Annotated in this window: 17 protein-coding genes; 10 read left to right on the top strand and 7 right to left on the bottom strand. The window is 65.4% G+C overall.

Translation table 11 applies throughout. From position 1 onward, the window contains the following. Window positions 1–164 precede the first annotated feature (164 nt). Both KW845_RS24615 and proC read right to left on the bottom strand, forming a co-directional pair. Entirely contained in the window at window positions 165–731 is a 567-nt protein-coding gene (locus KW845_RS24615; protein WP_218371979.1) for a queuosine precursor transporter, read from the bottom strand. Next, window positions 728–1,561, bottom strand: a complete 834-nt coding sequence (proC, locus tag KW845_RS24610; protein WP_218371978.1) for a pyrroline-5-carboxylate reductase — start codon at window positions 1,559–1,561, stop codon at window positions 728–730. The genes KW845_RS24615 and proC overlap by 4 nt, the downstream gene beginning before the upstream one ends. Before the next feature lie 305 nt (window positions 1,562–1,866). Between proC and KW845_RS24605 the strand changes: the two genes are divergently transcribed. From KW845_RS24605 to KW845_RS24585, 5 genes are all read left to right on the top strand, one after another. Then, the gene (locus KW845_RS24605) at window positions 1,867–2,982 is read left to right on the top strand and encodes a branched-chain amino acid ABC transporter substrate-binding protein (RefSeq protein ID WP_218371977.1); all 1,116 of its coding nucleotides are present in this window, start codon (window positions 1,867–1,869) and stop codon (window positions 2,980–2,982) included. 106 nt (window positions 2,983–3,088) lie between these two features. Continuing rightward, complete coding sequence (gene livH / locus KW845_RS24600; RefSeq protein WP_218371976.1) at window positions 3,089–4,015, top strand: high-affinity branched-chain amino acid ABC transporter permease LivH; 927 nt, start codon at window positions 3,089–3,091, stop codon at window positions 4,013–4,015. Continuing rightward, complete coding sequence (locus tag KW845_RS24595; protein WP_218371975.1) at window positions 4,015–5,250, top strand: high-affinity branched-chain amino acid ABC transporter permease LivM; 1,236 nt, start codon at window positions 4,015–4,017, stop codon at window positions 5,248–5,250. Before livH ends, KW845_RS24595 begins: the two co-directional genes overlap by 1 nt. Beyond that, window positions 5,247–6,014: a high-affinity branched-chain amino acid ABC transporter ATP-binding protein LivG gene (livG, locus tag KW845_RS24590; RefSeq protein ID WP_218371974.1), complete on the top strand. Its 768-nt coding sequence runs from the start codon at window positions 5,247–5,249 to the stop codon at window positions 6,012–6,014. The genes KW845_RS24595 and livG overlap by 4 nt, the downstream gene beginning before the upstream one ends. Continuing rightward, complete coding sequence (locus KW845_RS24585) at window positions 6,014–6,715, top strand: ABC transporter ATP-binding protein (RefSeq protein WP_218372173.1); 702 nt, start codon at window positions 6,014–6,016, stop codon at window positions 6,713–6,715. Before livG ends, KW845_RS24585 begins: the two co-directional genes overlap by 1 nt. 64 nt (window positions 6,716–6,779) lie before the next feature. Here KW845_RS24585 and KW845_RS24580 read toward each other — a convergent pair whose 3' ends face one another. Continuing rightward, on the bottom strand, window positions 6,780–7,391 hold the full coding sequence (locus KW845_RS24580) for a glutathione S-transferase family protein (protein ID WP_218371973.1): 612 nt from the start codon (window positions 7,389–7,391) through the stop codon (window positions 6,780–6,782). Window positions 7,392–7,522: 131 nt separating this feature from the next. Here KW845_RS24580 and KW845_RS24575 point away from each other — a divergent pair, with 131 nt between their 5' ends. Both KW845_RS24575 and KW845_RS24570 read left to right on the top strand, forming a co-directional pair. Next, window positions 7,523–8,716: a PQQ-dependent sugar dehydrogenase gene (locus KW845_RS24575; RefSeq protein WP_370628285.1), complete on the top strand. Its 1,194-nt coding sequence runs from the start codon at window positions 7,523–7,525 to the stop codon at window positions 8,714–8,716. Then, complete coding sequence (locus tag KW845_RS24570) at window positions 8,713–9,351, top strand: glutathione S-transferase family protein (protein WP_218371972.1); 639 nt, start codon at window positions 8,713–8,715, stop codon at window positions 9,349–9,351. Before KW845_RS24575 ends, KW845_RS24570 begins: the two co-directional genes overlap by 4 nt. A 24-nt stretch (window positions 9,352–9,375) precedes the next feature. Here the strand turns inward: KW845_RS24570 and KW845_RS24565 are convergent, their stop codons facing one another. Next, window positions 9,376–9,750, bottom strand: a complete 375-nt coding sequence (locus KW845_RS24565; protein WP_218371971.1) for a DUF423 domain-containing protein — start codon at window positions 9,748–9,750, stop codon at window positions 9,376–9,378. A gap of 257 nt (window positions 9,751–10,007) precedes the next feature. Here KW845_RS24565 and KW845_RS24560 point away from each other — a divergent pair, with 257 nt between their 5' ends. Next, window positions 10,008–10,976 (top strand): tripartite tricarboxylate transporter substrate binding protein, encoded by a 969-nt coding sequence (locus KW845_RS24560; protein WP_218371970.1) that lies wholly within the window; start codon window positions 10,008–10,010, stop codon window positions 10,974–10,976. Continuing rightward, on the top strand, window positions 10,973–12,637 hold the full coding sequence (locus KW845_RS24555; protein ID WP_218371969.1) for a thiamine pyrophosphate-binding protein: 1,665 nt from the start codon (window positions 10,973–10,975) through the stop codon (window positions 12,635–12,637). The genes KW845_RS24560 and KW845_RS24555 overlap by 4 nt, the downstream gene beginning before the upstream one ends. 8 nt (window positions 12,638–12,645) lie before the next feature. Here KW845_RS24555 and rocF read toward each other — a convergent pair whose 3' ends face one another. Further along, window positions 12,646–13,599, bottom strand: coding sequence for an arginase (rocF, locus tag KW845_RS24550; protein ID WP_218371968.1), 954 nt, complete (start codon window positions 13,597–13,599; stop codon window positions 12,646–12,648). A 193-nt stretch (window positions 13,600–13,792) separates the two neighbouring features. Here rocF and KW845_RS24545 point away from each other — a divergent pair, with 193 nt between their 5' ends. Then, entirely contained in the window at window positions 13,793–14,602 is an 810-nt protein-coding gene (locus tag KW845_RS24545; protein ID WP_218371967.1) for a MetQ/NlpA family ABC transporter substrate-binding protein, read from the top strand. A gap of 15 nt (window positions 14,603–14,617) precedes the next feature. Here the strand turns inward: KW845_RS24545 and asd are convergent, their stop codons facing one another. Together asd and KW845_RS24535 are read right to left on the bottom strand one after the other, a co-directional pair. Next, complete coding sequence (gene asd / locus KW845_RS24540; protein ID WP_218371966.1) at window positions 14,618–15,481, bottom strand: archaetidylserine decarboxylase; 864 nt, start codon at window positions 15,479–15,481, stop codon at window positions 14,618–14,620. 101 nt (window positions 15,482–15,582) lie between these two features. After that, window positions 15,583–16,053, bottom strand: coding sequence for a hypothetical protein (locus KW845_RS24535; protein WP_218371965.1), 471 nt, complete (start codon window positions 16,051–16,053; stop codon window positions 15,583–15,585). Window positions 16,054–16,149: the final 96 nt, after the last annotated feature.

The raw sequence follows: 16,149 nt of genomic DNA, 5'->3' as shown, positions 1-16,149 counted from the left end.
GGCGGGGGTATCCGGCCGCGGAGAACACGACACCTTATGTATGGTTTGTGACAGAGACGTGACTTTTACATCACCGGCCTATGCTGTCAAACATGAAATAGCGTATGACAGTAACGGTTCTTTGGCGAATAAATTGCGGCGGGGGCTGATACCCGCTGCCTGGCTCAGCGAGCCGCCGGCTCGGCTGCCGCCGGCCGGGCCAGGTTCCACATCAGGGCCCGGAACGGTGCGAGCATGCTCAAATTGACGGCCAGCTTGATGGCCAGGTCGCCCAGCATCCAGGTAACCCAGGGCGTGCCGGTGGCGGCAAAGGCCACGCTGAAGAAGATCGCCGTGTCGAGCACCGCGCCCACCGTGCCCGAGAGCAGGGGCGCACGCCACCAGCGCTGGTCGCGCAGGCGATCGAAAACCCGGATGTCGGCCAGTTGGGCGCAGATGTAGGCCAGGCCCGAGGCCAGGGCGATGCGCGGCGAGGCCACCCAGATCGACACCGCCAGGGCGGTCGCGAAGCCCACCCAGGCCACGCGGCGCGCGGCGGCGGGGCCGAATCGGCGATTCAGGACATCGGTAACCAGGAAGGCCACCGGGTAGGACAGGCCGCCCCAGGTCAGCCAGTCGTTCAGCGGCACCTGGACCAGGATATTGGACCCCACCACGATCAGGCCCATGCAGAACACCGCCACGGCGAACTGCCGGGCATTCATGGCCTGGAAGTGCCGTGCAGCCTTCATTTGCCGAACTCGCTGGCCAGTTCGCGCGAACGCTGCGCGGCCGCTTCGATGGCCTGGCGCACGGTGGCGGCCAGGTCGGCCTGCTGGAAAACCTGCAGGGCGGCTGCCGTGGTGCCGCCCTTGGAGGTGACCCGTTCGCGCAGCACGGCCGGGGGATCATCGGACTGGGCGGCCAGTTGCGTGGCACCGGCCAGCGTGCCCAGCGCCAGTCGGCGGGCCTGCGCGGGACTGAGGCCGACGGCGATGCCGCCGGCGATCAGGGCTTCCAGGAACAGGAACACATAGGCCGGGCCACTGCCCGACAGGGCGGTGACGGCATCGAGTGCGGCATCGTCGTCCACCCAGACGACCTGGCCTACCGAGGCCAGCATGCGTTCGGCCAGTTCGCGCCCGGCGCTATCGACACCGGGCAGGGCGGCCAGGCCGGTGATGCCGGCGCCGACCAGGGCAGGGGTGTTGGGCATGCAGCGCACCAGGTTCTGCCACGGCGCATCGGGCTCGCCCAGCCAGCCCGCCAGGGTGTCGGCACGGATACCGGCGGCTACGCTGATGATCAGGGTGCCGGGCTGCAGCCAGGCGCGGGTGGCAGTGGCGGCCTCGCGCAATTGTTGCGGCTTGACCGCGTAGATCCAGACGCCGCAGGCCTGCAGCGCGGCATCGGGCGCGGCTGCGGCCGTGGCGCCGCGGCTGCGCCAGGCATCTTGCACGGCGGGGTTGGGATCGACGACGTGCAGGTTGCTGGCCGGGCAGGTCTTGCCGGCCAGCCCGCTGGCCAGCGCCGACGCCATGTTGCCGCCGCCGATGAAGGCGATAGAAGTCTGTTGGTCCATGGGGCGCGATTGTAGCCGCCGCTGATGGCGCAAGCACGGTGTAAGCATGCTGTCAGATACTGGCAGCCGTCCCGCTCGCCAGCCGGGTGGGGCTATGGTTTGGCCAATACATCCGTCCCTTTTTGTTCAGCCCCGCAAAATATTGGGGATTACACGCAGTGACACCGTGGGATGCTGCTTTCAGAATACCGCCCACGCTGTACTTTTGCCCAAGAAGCCGGCAATGGTCGCCTCGGGCCGCTGGGTATCCCCCGCCGATCCCGACCCGTCCAAAGCTGCCTATTCCTATCGCCGGAGAATTCCGAATGAAGCTTCTGCATCGCGTTACCCCTATTGCCATGGCATTTGGGGCATTGGTCCTGGCCGGTGCCGCCCATGCGGCCGACACCATCAAGATCGGCATTCCGCAGCCCATGACCGGGCCCAACACTCAATACGGCACCCAGATCCAGGCAGGCGCGCTGACTGCCATCGAGACCATCAACGCCCAAGGCGGTGTCAAGGGCAAGAAGCTCGAACCCATCCTTATCGATGATGGCTGCGAACCCAAGCAAGCCGTGCCGGCCGCCAACCGCGTGGTCAACTCGGGTGCCAAGTTCGCCGTGGCGCATGCCTGCTCGGGCGTCACCGTGCCGGCCGTCAATGTGTATGAACAAGAAGGTATCGTTGCGATCACCCCGGGCGCGACCTCGCCGCTGGTCACCGATACCACCAAGCCGCACTTCTTCTTCCGCACCATCGGCCGCGACGACCAGCAAGGCCCGTTCGCCGCGGGCTACATCGCCAATACGCTCAAGCCCAAGAAAGTGGCCGTGCTGCACGACAAGCAGACTTACGGCTCGGGCGTGGCCACCCAGGTCAAGGACTCGCTGGAAAAGAACAAAGTCAACGTGGTGATGTTCGAAGGCATCAACGTCGGCGACAGCGATTATTCGGCGGTGATCACCAAGCTGAAGTCAGCCGGCGTCGACCTGGTCTATTTCGGCGGCTACCACCCCGAACTGGGCCTGCTGCTGCGCCAGTCGCGTGAACAGGGCCTGGACGTGCAGTTCATGGGCCCCGAAGGCACCGCCAACCAGGACCTGGTGGCCATTGCCGGCCCGGCCATCGAGGGCCTGCTGGTGACGCTGCCTTCCGACTTCACCAAGCTGCCCGGCAACGAAGGCATCGTGAAGGCGTTCCACGACGCCAAGCGCGATCCCGACGGCGCTTTCCAGATGCCGGCCTACGCGGCGGTGCAGATCCTGGCCAAGAGCATCGACGCCGTGGGTGAAGACCCCACCAAGGTGGCCGACTACATGCACAAGACCGCCTTCGACACTGCCATCGGCAAAGTCGAATATGACGCCAAGGGCGACCTGAAGGACTTCGAATTCGCCGTCTTCAAGTGGGACAAGGACGGCAAGAAGACCCAGCTGTAAACACGCGCCGCCCCGGCCATCCGCCAGGGCTTGAACGCACGCCCAGGTTTCCGGCTCCGGGTCGTTCTACCGGGGCCGGAACCATTTGGAGCATAGGTACTTATCCATGTCAGACCTTATCCCCCAACTTACCCAGCAGATCTTCAACGGTCTTTCGCTGGGCGCGATCTACGCGCTGATTGCCATCGGCTACACAATGGTCTACGGCATCATCGGTATGATCAACTTCGCCCACGGCGAGATCTACATGATCGGCGCGTACGTGGGCCTGGTGACGCTTACCGCCATCGGCACCAATAGCGGCTTGCCGCTGCCGTTCCTGGTGGCGGCCATGCTGCTGGTGGCCCTGGCGGTCACGGGCGTATATGGCTTCAGCGTCGAGCGCGTGGCCTATCGACCGGTGCGTGGCAGCCAACGCCTGGTGGCGCTGATCTCGGCCATCGGTATGTCCATCTTCTTGCAGAACTGGGTCGCGCTGGGCCAGGGCGCGCGCGACATGGCCGTGCCTTCGCTGATATCGGGCTCGCTGCAGTTCCACATGGGCTCGACCTTCGACGTGACGTTGCCGTACTCGCGCATCATGATCATCGTGGTCACGGTGCTGCTGATGGTTGCCCTGTCTTTGTTCATCAAGTATTCGCGCATGGGCCGCGCCTCGCGCGCCTGCTCGCAAGATATGCACATGGCCAACCTGTTGGGCATCGACACCAACCGGGTCATTTCTTTCACCTTCGTGCTGGGCGCCATGCTGGCGGCCGTGGGCGGGGTGCTGATCGCCATCACCATCGGCAAGCTCAATCCCTTCATCGGGTTCCTGGCCGGCATCAAGGCATTTACCGCAGCGGTGCTGGGCGGCATCGGCAGCATCCCCGGCGCCATGCTGGGCGGCGTGCTGCTGGGCCTGGCCGAAACACTGGCGGCGGCCTATATCTCGTCCCAGTACAAAGACATCGTGGCCTTTGGGCTGCTGGTGCTGATTCTGCTGTTCCGGCCCAGCGGGCTGCTCGGCAAACCTGAGGTGGAAAAAGTCTGATGGCCAACAACACCCTTAAAAATGCCACGGTGGCGGCCATCCTGACGGCCGTTATCGTTACGCCGGTGTTCGGGCTGCAGCTGGTTCGCCAGGGGGCCCGCACCAACATGGAAACCCACTGGGACCTGGTGGCCCTGGCTGCCGCGGTGGTGTTTGTGTTCCAACTGCTGCGCCCGTGGCTGGCGCGGCCTTTCCAGAAATTGAAGACCAGCATCCCGGTGCTGCCCGCGGCACCCGCCAAGGGCAATAAGTGGATCATCGCGCTACTGATCGCGGCCGCCGTGATCTGGCCATTCTTCAGCGGCCGCAGCTCGGTCGACATTGCCACGCTGGTGCTCATCTACGTGATGCTGGGCCTGGGCTTGAACATCGTGGTGGGATTCGCCGGCCTGCTCGACCTGGGCTTCGTGGGCTTCTACGCGGTGGGCGCCTATACCTATGCGTTGCTGTACCACTGGGGCGGCTGGGGCTTCTGGGAAGCGCTGCCGTTTGCCGGCGCCATGTCGGCGCTGTTCGGGTTCGTGCTGGGTTTTCCGGTGTTGCGGCTGCGCGGCGACTACCTGGCCATCGTCACGTTGGGTTTCGGTGAAATCATCCGCCTGCTGCTTATCAACCTGAACTTCCTGACCGGCGGTCCCGACGGTATTTCGGGGATTCCCAAGCCCACGGTATTCGGCATGGAAATGACGCGCCGCGCCAGCGAAGAGGGCAGCCGTACGTTCCACGAGATCATGGGCTGGACGTTCGACAACCAGCACATGGTCAATTACCTGTACCTGATGGCGCTGGCGCTGGCCCTGGTCACGCTGTTCGTGTCCACGCGCCTGATCCGCATGCCGGTGGGCCGCGCCTGGGAGGCGCTGCGCGAAGATGAAATCGCCTGCCGCTCGCTGGGCCTGAACCCCACGCGTATCAAGCTGTCGGCCTTTACGCTGGGCGCGATGTTCGCCGGTTTCGGCGGTGCGTTCTTCGCGGCGCGCCAGGGCATGGTCAACCCCGAGTCGTTCACCTTCATCGAGTCGGCCCTGATCCTGGCCATCGTGGTGCTGGGCGGCATGGGCTCGCAGGTGGGTGTCATCCTGGCCGCCATATTGCTCACGGTGCTGCCCGAGGTGGCGCGCGAGTTCGCCGAGTACCGCATGCTGATATTTGGCCTGGTGATGGTGTTGATGATGATGTGGCGTCCACAGGGGCTCTTGCCCATGAAGCGTCCCCACGTGGAGCTGGCCAAATGAGCGATGTCTTGATGAAAGTGTCCGGACTGACCATGCGGTTCGGCGGGCTGCTGGCCGTCGACAGCGTGGGTTTCGAGGTGCAGCGCGACGAGGTGTTCGCCATCATCGGCCCCAACGGGGCCGGCAAGACCACGGTGTTCAACTGCGTGGGCGGTTTCTACAAGCCCACGGCCGGCGAGATCGTCATGGATGGCAAGTCGATTACCGGCTTGCCTAGCCACAAGGTGGCTCGCCATGGCCTGGTACGCACGTTCCAGAACGTGCGCCTGTTCAAGCAATTGACGGTACTCGAGAACCTGCTGGTTGCCCAGCATACGCAAGTCGAGGCCCGCCTGTTGCCCGGCCTGCTGAAACTCAAGTCATACCGGCAGTCCGAGGCCGACGCGCTGGTGCGTGCTGCGCAATGGCTGGATTTCATGGGCTTGCGCCCGTACGCCAACCGCGAGGCGGGCAACCTGGCGTATGGGCATCAGCGGCGCCTGGAGATCGCGCGCTGCATGATCACCAAGCCCCGCCTGCTGATGCTGGACGAGCCAGCCGCCGGCCTGAACCCCCAGGAAAAGCGCGACCTGCAGCAACTGATCGACCAACTGCGCCGCGAGTTCGGCGTGGCAGTGCTGCTGATCGAGCATGATATGAGCCTGATCATGGGCATATCCGACCGGATCCTGGTCATGGAGCACGGCAAGCCGATCACCACCGGCACGCCCGAGCAGGTGCGCAGCGACGAGCGCGTCATCAAGGCGTACCTGGGGGAAGAATGATGTTGAAGCTGGACAATATCCATACCTATTACGGTGCCATCCAGGCACTGAACGGCGTGTCGGTCGAGGTCAACCGGGGCGAGATCGTGACCCTGATCGGCGCCAACGGCGCCGGCAAGACCACGCTGCTGATGACGGTTTGCGGCAATCCGCGGGCGCGCCAGGGCACCATCACCTTCGAGGGCGAGGACATCACCCACAAGGAAACGCACCACATCATGCGCTCGGGCATTGCCATTTCGCCCGAGGGCCGGCGTGTGTTCAAGGACCTGACGGTGGCCGAGAATCTGATGATGGGGGGCTTCTTTGCCAGCCGCGAGGCCATCCAGGAAGGGCAGGAACACGTTTATTCGCTGTTCCCGCGCCTGAAAGAGCGTGCCGGCCAGCGCGCGGGCACCATGTCGGGGGGCGAACAGCAGATGCTGGCGATCGGCCGCGCATTGATGACCAGGCCCAAGCTGTTGCTGCTTGACGAGCCCACGCTGGGGCTGGCGCCGTTGATCATTGCGCAGATCTTCGACATCATCCGCACGATCCGCGAGCAAGGCGTCACGGTGTTCCTGGTAGAGCAGAATGCCAACAAGGCGTTGCAGGTGGCCGATCGCGGCTACGTGCTCGAGAACGGCAGGGTGGTGCTGCAGGATACGGGCGCCAACCTGCTGGTCAACGACGACGTGCGCAAGGCATATCTGGGCGGTTGAGGCCGGGGGACAGGCAGCCGGGCACCTGGGCTTGCCCGGCGCCTGCAAGCGCGACGGGCTGCGTCTATAGCCCTTCGGCTTTCAGCGCGGCCTGTACGCCCGCGTCGGCCTCCATGCGCTGGAAGAAGGCTGCCAGGTTGTCCATGCCGGACAGGTCGATCTGCTTGGCATGGGCCCAGCGCAGCACCACGTACAGATACGGATCGGCGATCGAGGGGGCCGCGCCCGCCAGGTAGTGCTTGCCAGCCAGTTGCTTGTCGAGCTGGCCGAACAGGGTGCGCAATTGGCTGGCTGCCGATGCGCGCAGTTGTTCCTGCGCGGCTTCATCGGGCAGGTAGCGCTGTGCACCGAAGACCAGCGAAAACGTGCGGTGCAGGTCGGAATTGATGAGCCCCAGCCAGCGGCGCACCTCGGCGCGCGAGGCGGCACTGCCATCGCCCAGCAACTGGCCTTGCGGCGCCTGCTCGGCCAGGTATTCCAGGATGGCGGCGTTCTGGGTCAGCGTTACGTCGCCATCGACCAGGGCCGGCACTGCGCCCAGGGGATTGATCTTCAGGAATTCGGGCTGCTTGAGCTCTTCGCGCGACAGCTTGTGGGTGTCGTAGGGTTTGCCGATCCATTCAAGCAGGATGTGCGAGGCCAGCGAGCAGGCGCCAGGCATGTAGTACAGTTTCATTGAGCGTTTCCTCCAGGAGAACAAGACGGCTTTCCGCCGTTCGCGCCTATGGTACGCCACTGGTGCGGCCGCCGGCCTATCCGCATTCTTGCCGACAACCCGACTATCGACGCTGCCGCGGGAGGTGCTTCATGTCGAGATTGCGATGGTGCCGGGTCTTGCGTCCGGCCACTCTGGCCAGCGCCGCGCTGGCGATGCTGCTGGCGGGTGCAACGCCTACCGCGTCCTGGGCGCAGACCCAGGCGCAGCCAGCCACGCAAGGCCAGGTTCAAGTCACCGAGCTGGCCAAAGGGCTGGAACATCCATGGTCGCTGGCATTCCTGCCCGACGCCAGCATGCTGATTACCGAGCGGCCGGGCCGGTTGCGGCGGCTGGACGCACAAGGTGTGCTTTCGCCACCGTTGGAAGGAGTGCCCAAGGTGCATGCCCAGGGGCAGGGCGGCTTGCTGGACGTGGTGCTTTCGCCGGATTTCAAGCGCGACCGGCTGGTGTACTTGTCGTACGCCGAAGCCGAAGGCGACCGTAGCGGCACCGCCGTGGGACGCGCCAGGCTGTCCGAAGATGCCAGGCGGCTGGAAGATTTCACCGTGATATTCCGGCAGCAACCCAAGCTGTCCAGTGGCCAGCACTATGGAGGCCGCATGGTATTCGGGCAGGATGGCGTGCTGTTCGTCGCGCTGGGCGAGAACAATCGCCGCCCCACGGCGCAAGACCTGGACAAGCTGCAGGGCAAGATCGTGCGGATCAATCCCGACGGCACCGTGCCCCGCGGCAATCCCTTTGCCGACCGTCCCGGCGCGCGGGCCGGGATCTGGACCTACGGCATGCGCAATCCGCAGGGCATGGCATTGAACCCCTGGACCGGCGAATTATGGGAAAGCGAACACGGCCCGCGTGGCGGAGACGAAGTCAATATCATTCGTCCCGGCTTGAACTACGGCTGGCCCCTGGCGACGTACGGGATCAACTATTCTGGTTTCGCCATCCCCGAGGCCAAGGGCGAAACCGTGCCGGGCATGCAGGCGCCGCTGTACTGGTGGAAGAAATCGCCGGCCATCAGCGGCATGGCTTTCTATGATTCGGATCGTCATCCTGCGTGGCGCGGATCGCTGTTCATCGGCGCGCTGGCCGAGCAGGCCCTGATCCGGCTGCAACTCAAGGACGGCAAAGAGGTCGTGGCTGAAGAGCGCCTGCTGCGCGACCTGGGGGCGCGCATCCGCGATGTCCGGCAGGGGCCCGATGGCGGCGTGTATGTGCTGACCGATGCGGGCGACGGGGTGCTGCTGCGGTTGGCGCCCGCACAAGCCCAAGGAGACGGCAAATGAGCACCTATGAATTGATCGGCTCGCGCGGCTGCGGGTCGGCGATCGTTGAAATGGCGCTGGAACTGGCCAATGTGCCTTACACGGTGACGGACCTGCCCTATCTCAAGCCGGGGCCTGGCCGAGAACGCCTGCTGCGGCTGAATGTCACGGGCCAGGTGCCGACATTGGTGCTACCCGATGGCGAAGTCATGACCGAAAGCGCGGCCATGATCCTGCACCTGAACGACGTGGTCCCGGCCGCGGGCCTGGCACCACCGGCCGACAGTCACGAGCGGGCCAGGTTCTGGCATTTGCTGATGCGCCTGATCGGGGCGGTTTATCCCACCTTCACGTATGCGGATGATCCGCCTAAGTGGACCACGGCGGGCGAAGCGGCCGAGTTGTTGCGCAAGCGCGTGCACGACCGCCGGGCGGAACTGTGGATGGAAATCGAGCGTCATGCCGGCGAGCCCCACGTGCTGGGTCGACGCTTCAGCGCGCTGGATCTCTATGTGGCCGTGATGATTCGTTGGCGGCCCGGGCCGCAGTGGTTCAAGGCGTACTGTCCGGCTTTGTATGCCGTAGCCGAGCAGGCGGCCGGCCAGGCAGATGTGGGCAAGGTGCTGGCGCGGCATTTCGATCCGCCGCTGGAATAGGCCTGCCGCAGGGCGCCGGCCGCATCATGCCGAGCGCCAGGCCGCCCATGCCACCAGAGCCCATGCCGCCAGGAAGGCCACCCCGCCCAGCGGCGTGATGGCGCCCAGCCAGCGCGTGCCGGTGATGGCCAGCAAGTACAGGCTGCCGCTGAACAGCACGATGCCGGCGAACATGACCATGCCTGCCGTCGACAGTAGCGTCGAGCCGAAGCGCGCGCCCAGCAATGCCACCACGAACAATCCCAGGGCATGGACCAGGTGATACAGCACGCCTGTCTGCCAGACCGCCAGCAAGTCGGGGGCAAGCATGCGCTTGAGCCCATGGGCCCCGAACGCACCCGCGCCCACGGCGGCGATCATGTTGAGAGCGGCCAGGATGGTGAGCTGCCGGTCGGTCATGGCGGGGAGGTCCTTTGCGAGAGTTTGGAAGGGGCGCCGTTGCAGTTGGCATCTTGCCAACTGCTGGCCCACGCGTGACTTTACCCCGGCATGCCGCGTCGAGCGCTGCTTCGACTGCCTGCGGTGAGCGAGGCAACATGGCAATGGCCGTATCACATTGTCTATAGACAATTTTAGGTTGTCTTTGACAATTGAGGGGCTCATTGAGATTATGCCCCCACGGTCTTGGGCCCACTAGAACAAAAGAGGAGACTTCCATGAGAGCAAATGCGTTGCGTGCCGGCATGCTGCTGGCGGTGGTGCTGGCACTGATGGGTGCGGCTGCGCCCGCCGGCGCCCAGGGCACCTGGCCCCAGCGGCCCATCACGCTTATCGTGCCGTTGCCGGCCGGTGGCCCGGTGGATGCGGTCGGCCGCCGCCTGGCCGATCAGTTGTCGCGCCAGTTGAAGCAGCCGGTCATCGTGGAAAACGTGGTGGGCGCCTACGGGACCATCGGGCTGAACCGTCTTTCACGTGCGGCGCCCGACGGCTATACCTTGGGCCTGGGCGCGACGGGCACGCACGTGATGGCGCCCATGATCAACAAGGAAATCACTTACGACCCCTTGAAGGGGTTCACACCCTTGTGCATCGTCGCCGAGTACGCCAATGTGCTGGTGACGAATCCCGCCTTGCCCGTCAAGACGGTGGCCGAATTGGTGGCGTATGCCAAGGCGAATCCATCGAAGGTGACTTTCGCCTCGTCCGGGTACGGCTCCAGCAACCATCTGTCCGGCGAACTGCTCAAGCGGATGACCGGGGCCCCCATGCTGCATGTGCCGTACAAGGGAACCGCGCCCGGCCTGAATGACGTCGTCGCCGGCAATGTCGGCCTGATGTTCGATGTGGTGTCTTCGTCGCTGCCGTTCATCGAGTCGGGCAGGCTGCGTGCGCTGGCCACGACGGGTGCGCAGCGCAATCCAGCCTTGCCCGATGTGCCGGCCATGGCGGAAACGCTGCCGGGGTTCGAGGTGACAGGCTGGTTTGGATTGTTTGCGCCGCCAGGCTTGCCGCCGGATGTGGCGGCCCCCTTGAATCGCGCGCTGGCCGCCAGCCTGGATGCGCCGGACATGCGGAAATTCCTGACCGACAGCGGCTATGAGCCGGTCACATTCGATCCGGATGCGCTGCGAAGCCAGATCCGCAAAGACATCGATTATTGGAAGCCAGTCGTGGAGGGGTTATGAAAGACGAGGCGGCGGAAGTGATTCCCGTATACGAAGCCCTGGCCCGCGACCTGAAGGCGATGCAGGTGGAAGTGGTATTTGCGCTGATGGCGGAAGATACGGCGCTGCTGGCCGTGACGCTGGACGCCATGGGTATCCAGTTATGCGGTGCGCGCCACGAAAACAATGCCGTCGCCATGGCCGAGGGCTATGCCGCCGCGTCAGGACGCCTGGCGGTTGCCCTGATCGGGCGCGGGCCGGCCACGGCCAATGGCCTGCATGCAAGCGTCTATGCCAGCCGTACGGGGTCAGGGGTCTTGCTCATCTGCGGCGCCGCAGCGGCCCGCCCGCGCCTTAATGGCCTGGGCCCGGACACCAAGGCACTGCAGAGCGTGCAGGTCTTGACGGCCGCCGGCGTTGCGGCGTTTTGCCCCAGCAACGCGGGCGCGGCCCGCCATGCCCTGGCCGAAGCCTGCGAGGTGGCCCGGCGCGGCACGCTTGCCGCGCTGTTACTGCCGCTGGATGTGCAGCAGGAATCGATCGCCTACGCGCCGCCGCCGCCACCGGTGTCCGCACCTATTGCCGAGCCCGCAATGGGCCGGCCGGCCGCTATTGCCGCTGCCGCAGCGTTGCTGGCCCAGGCCAGGCGCCCGCTGATCGTCGCCGGCAAGGGGGCCTGGAAAGCCGGGGCGCGTGCAGCCCTGGAGCAGTTGGCGGACAAGCTGGGCGCGGGACTGTGCACGACGCTGAAGGCCAAGGATCTGTTTCGCGGCCACCCGTTCAATGCGGGCATCGTGGGTTCGTTTTCGCTGTCGGCCGGGCGGCGCTTGATCGACCAGGCCGATTGCGTGCTGGCATTCGGCGCGGGTTTGAACCAGCGCACGACCAGTGTCGGCACATCGATACCCGCCGGCGTGCCGCTGGTTCAGGTCGACACCGCGCGCCGCAGTATCGGGCAGAACTGGCACGCGGACGTGGCGATCGTTGGCGATGCCGCGGTGGTGGCGCAGCAGCTTTTGCAGGCCATGCCTGATCGGCCCGCGGCCGACAAACCCTTGCACGGCGCCGAGCAGCGCCAGGCCCTGGCAGCGTTTCGTCCCGAGCAAGATTTCACTGCCGCGCATACTGCCCATACCGTCGATCCGCGCAGCCTGGCCATCGCCCTGGACCAACTGCTGCCCGAAGATCGGAACCTGGTGTTCGATGCCGGGAATTTCCTGGGCGCCTTGCCGTATTTCGGTGTTGGCGGACCGCATGCCCTGAAAAACACCAGTGAGTTCGGGTCGATAGGATTGGGGCTGGGCACGGCGCTGGGATGGCGGCGTGGTACAGCCGCGGCATGCACGGTGTTGATCATCGGCGACGGTGGCTTGCTGATGGCGCTGGGCGAACTGGAAACCATGGTGCGCGAAGACCTGCCGCTGGTGATCGTGGTGATGAACGATTGTGCCTATGGAGCGGAAACGCATTTCCTGAAGAACCGCAATATGCCGGTGGCCAAGTCGCTGTTCGCCGATGTGGATTTCGCCGCCCTGGCCCGGACTTTGGGTATCGAAAGCGCCACGATCCGCTCGCTGGACGACCTGCACAGCTTGCGCTCAATGCTGATGGCGCCGGATGGCCCGGTGCTGTTGGACTGCAAGATCAATGGCGCGGTGGCCGCGCCGTTTACTGCGGAGTGATGCGGGCGTCAGGGCCGCCGCCGCGCCGGGCGCCGCATCAGGGTCGATTTGCCGAACAGGCTCTGCACCAGTTCGGTCGTCAGGACGGCCGTCTTGTTGCGCACGTCCAGGGCAGGGTTCAACTCGACGATATCCAGCGAACCCAACAAGCCGGTGTCGGCGATCATTTCCATGCATAGCTGAGCTTCCCGATAAGTGGGACCGCCGGGAATACCGGTGGCCACCGCGGGTGCGATCTCGGGGTCGAGGAAATCGACGTCGAAGCTGACGTGCAGGTGCGTATCCGGGCCCAGGTCGGCCAGGGCTTCTTCCATGACGGCGCGCATGCCGATCTCGTCGATGGTGCGCATATCGTAGGCATCGACGCCGGCCGCGTCGATCAGGCGCTTTTCGCCGTCGTCGACACTGCGTATGCCTATCTGGCGTATCCACTGCGGTTGCAATGCGGGGACATGGCCAGCCAGCGCCGTCAGCGGTTCGGGGCCATTGCCGCACAGGCAGGCCACGGGCATGCCGTGCAGATTGCCCGAGGGAGTCAGCGCCTGCGTGTTGAAGTCGACGTGCGCATCCAGCCAAAGCACGCGCAGCGACTTGCCGGCGCGCCGGCAGTAGCGGGCCACCGCGCTGATCGATCCGATGCCCAGGCAGTGGTCGCCCCCCAGCAGGATGGGCAGGCGGCCGCGCTCGAGTTCCGCATGCACCGCGTCGTGTACCGCGACGTTCCAGGCGACGACTTCGGCCAGGTGGCGGTAGCCGTGCTGGAGCGGCAGGCAGGGGTTGGGCGGGCCGGACAGGTTGCCGGCGTCTTCGACGTCGTAGCCCAGCGTTTGCAGTGCCGGGCCCAGGCCGGCCACGCGCAGCGCCTCGGGGCCCATCGAGGCCCCGCGCGAGCCCGCGCCGATGTCGGTGGGGGCACCGACCAGGGTCAGGGCGTGCGGGGCATGGGCAGGGGATGTGGGCACGGTGGCAGGCCTTCTGGGTGGCCAGGCACTGCCTGGCGGGGTATGGGTATCTTTATCGATGTGGGGCCGCGACGCAAGCGGCTGCGCGATGGGTGACCCGGTCGGCCGCAGGGGCATGGGCGGGTGCGCCCGCCGGTCTGCGGCACAATGGTGTTTTCCTTCTGGCGCTGCCCGCGCGGGCGGCCATCGACTCATGTTTCGTTTTTCGAGATTGCGCCTGGCTGGCCTGTTCTGCCTGCTGATGCTGGCCGGTGCCGCCGGGGCGGCGCAAGACAAGCCGCTGCGCATAGGCGTGATTGCCAGCGTGGCCAACGAGGCCACCGAGATCGCCATTGCGCAGGCGCGCAAGCAGGGGCTGAAGGTCGAGCTGGTGGAATTCAGCGATTGGGTCATGCCGAATATCGCGGCAGCCGAAGGCTCGGTGGACGCCAATTTTTTCCAGCACGAGCCTTTCCTGCAGCTTTTCAACCGTAGCCGAGGCGCCAATCTGGTGCCCATCGCCTATGGATATTCGACCACCATAGGCTTGTTCTCGAAGCGGCTCAAGCGGGGCGATCCGGTGCCGCAAGGGGCTCGTATCGCCATCCCCAACGACCCGGTCAATACCGGGCGTGCCTTGCTGCTGTTGCAGTCGATGGATTTGCTGGTGCTGCGCACCGGCGCCGATCACCAGGCCACCATGCAGGACATCGTGGCCAACCCCAGGCAACTGGCGCTGATCCAGGTCGAGGGCTCGCAATCGGCCCGCACGTTCGATGATGTGACGGCATCGGTGACATACACCACCTTCGCCAAGCATGCCGGCATCGACGAAAAAGACGGCCTGGCGTTCGACAATACCGACCCGCAGAACGTACGGCGCTACGCGATCCGCTGGGTCACCACGCCGGAACGTGCCCAGGATCCGCGCCTGCTGGAATTCATCCGCATCTATCAGCAATCGCCCGAGGTCAAGGCGAAGCTGCGGCAGTTGTACGGCGATCTGATCGCTTTTCCCTGGTAGCCGGCAGGGTGGGGTTCAGGTTGGCAGGGCCAGCATTTCGCCCATGCGCACCGGACCGCGTACCGAAGGGGTGTCGGTCCAGCGTACCCGGTTGGGCCCGAACAGCACGATGACCGTCGAGCCCAGCTTGAAGCGCCCCATTTCGGCGCCCTTGTCCAGGTGGATGGGGGCGCGAGCGGCCTGGTCGTAGCGCTGCGAGCGGATTTGCCGCTTGTGCGGCGTCACCAGCCCCGCCCAGACGGTTTCGATGGATGCGACGATCATGGCGCCCACCAGCACCATGGCCATGGGGCCGTATTCGGTGTCGAACAGGCAGGCGACGCGTTCGTTGCGGGCGAACAGCTCGGGCACGTGGCTGGCGGTAAGCGGATTGACCGAGAACAGCCGGCCCGGCACGTGGACCATTTCGCGCAGCGTGCCCGCGCAGGGCATGTGCACGCGGTGGTAGTCGCGCGGCGCCAGGTAGATGGTGGCGAAATCGCCGCCCACGAAGGGTTCGGCGCGGCCGGGATCGCCGCCCAGCAAGCTGGTCAGGCTGTACGAATGGCGCTTGGCCTGGAAAATGCGGCCATGTTCGATGGGCCCCAGTTGGCTGATGGCGCCATCGGCGGGGCACAGCACGGCGCCCGGCTCGGTGTCGAGGGGGCGGGCGTCCGGCCTGAGGCCCCGGGTAAAGAATTCGTTGAACGAGGGGTAGGCCAGCGGATCTTGTACCAACGCTTCGCTCATGTCGACCCCGTAGCGGCGCACGAAGCGCGAGATCATCCAGTTCTTGACCGCGGGTGTGCGGCAGTCGGCGGCCAGGCCCATCAGGCGCGACACCAGGTGGTGGGGCGCGGCGTATTGGCTGGCAAGAAAGATCTGGTCTTTGAAAAGCATGGAATCCAATGAGTGTGCGTGGGGCTGCCGCAGGGTGGGGCTGCCGCAGGGCTAAGGATGTTACTTGGTCTGGCCACCCGGCGCCAGGGCTGGCAGCCGGCCTAGCCGCGCGGCAGCGGTACGACCGGCACGCCTTCGGGAATGTGCCGTACGCGCTCGCGATGGATCTGGCGCATGGCAAAGCCGGTATGGCGGCTGGCCGCGTTGCGCAGCAACACCGACAGTACCGAGCCCTTGTCCTGGATCCAGCGGGCCTTGCCGCGCAGCAGCCGGACGGCGTTTTCCGGCGTGCCCAGCCGGTAGGCGGTGGCGTTGATGGTGATGCTGTGCTTGCCGTCGAAGGTGGATGGGTCCTGGTCGATGATGGCGGCGGCGTCCAGGTTGCTGGTGTTGTGGTCTATACGGTACAGGAAGGTGATGCTGTTGTAGGGGTCGCGAATCGCAATGAGCTTGTCGGCCCCCGACACGTCGGAAATCATGCCTATGATCGGCGATTCGACAAGCTGGTTGCCGCGCTGCTCTTCGGTGTAGAGCAATACGGTAAGCGGCGTGTCGGCGGAAAAATCGGGCATGGATGGCACGGCGGGCGGGATGGGCGGATTCTAGCGCATCAGGCCGGCGGGCCGCCCTGGCAGCAAGCATGCCCGGCGCCGTCCGGGGCCGGGCAC

It is taken from the genome of Bordetella sp. BOR01 (assembly GCF_019218885.1).
Lineage (GTDB): Bacteria > Pseudomonadota > Gammaproteobacteria > Burkholderiales > Burkholderiaceae_B > Bordetella_A.
Note: the sequence above shows the minus strand (reverse complement) of the source record. Positions and strands in the feature narration are given on the sequence as shown.

Excerpts from the sequence above, each read along its gene's own strand:
- KW845_RS24615 (WP_218371979.1), bottom strand. The coding sequence starts at position 731 with ATGAAGGCTGCACGGCACTTCCAGGCCATGAATGCCCGGCAGTTCGCC.
- proC (WP_218371978.1), bottom strand. The coding sequence starts at position 1,561 with ATGGACCAACAGACTTCTATCGCCTTCATCGGCGGCGGCAACATGGCG.
- KW845_RS24605 (WP_218371977.1), top strand. The coding sequence starts at position 1,867 with ATGAAGCTTCTGCATCGCGTTACCCCTATTGCCATGGCATTTGGGGCA.
- livH (WP_218371976.1), top strand. The coding sequence starts at position 3,089 with ATGTCAGACCTTATCCCCCAACTTACCCAGCAGATCTTCAACGGTCTT.
- KW845_RS24595 (WP_218371975.1), top strand. The coding sequence starts at position 4,015 with ATGGCCAACAACACCCTTAAAAATGCCACGGTGGCGGCCATCCTGACG.
- livG (WP_218371974.1), top strand. The coding sequence starts at position 5,247 with ATGAGCGATGTCTTGATGAAAGTGTCCGGACTGACCATGCGGTTCGGC.
- KW845_RS24585 (WP_218372173.1), top strand. The coding sequence starts at position 6,014 with ATGTTGAAGCTGGACAATATCCATACCTATTACGGTGCCATCCAGGCA.
- KW845_RS24580 (WP_218371973.1), bottom strand. The coding sequence starts at position 7,391 with ATGAAACTGTACTACATGCCTGGCGCCTGCTCGCTGGCCTCGCACATC.
- KW845_RS24575 (WP_370628285.1), top strand. The coding sequence starts at position 7,523 with ATGTCGAGATTGCGATGGTGCCGGGTCTTGCGTCCGGCCACTCTGGCC.
- KW845_RS24570 (WP_218371972.1), top strand. The coding sequence starts at position 8,713 with ATGAGCACCTATGAATTGATCGGCTCGCGCGGCTGCGGGTCGGCGATC.
- KW845_RS24565 (WP_218371971.1), bottom strand. The coding sequence starts at position 9,750 with ATGACCGACCGGCAGCTCACCATCCTGGCCGCTCTCAACATGATCGCC.
- KW845_RS24560 (WP_218371970.1), top strand. The coding sequence starts at position 10,008 with ATGAGAGCAAATGCGTTGCGTGCCGGCATGCTGCTGGCGGTGGTGCTG.
- KW845_RS24555 (WP_218371969.1), top strand. The coding sequence starts at position 10,973 with ATGAAAGACGAGGCGGCGGAAGTGATTCCCGTATACGAAGCCCTGGCC.
- KW845_RS24545 (WP_218371967.1), top strand. The coding sequence starts at position 13,793 with ATGTTTCGTTTTTCGAGATTGCGCCTGGCTGGCCTGTTCTGCCTGCTG.
- asd (WP_218371966.1), bottom strand. The coding sequence starts at position 15,481 with ATGCTTTTCAAAGACCAGATCTTTCTTGCCAGCCAATACGCCGCGCCC.
- KW845_RS24535 (WP_218371965.1), bottom strand. The coding sequence starts at position 16,053 with ATGCCCGATTTTTCCGCCGACACGCCGCTTACCGTATTGCTCTACACC.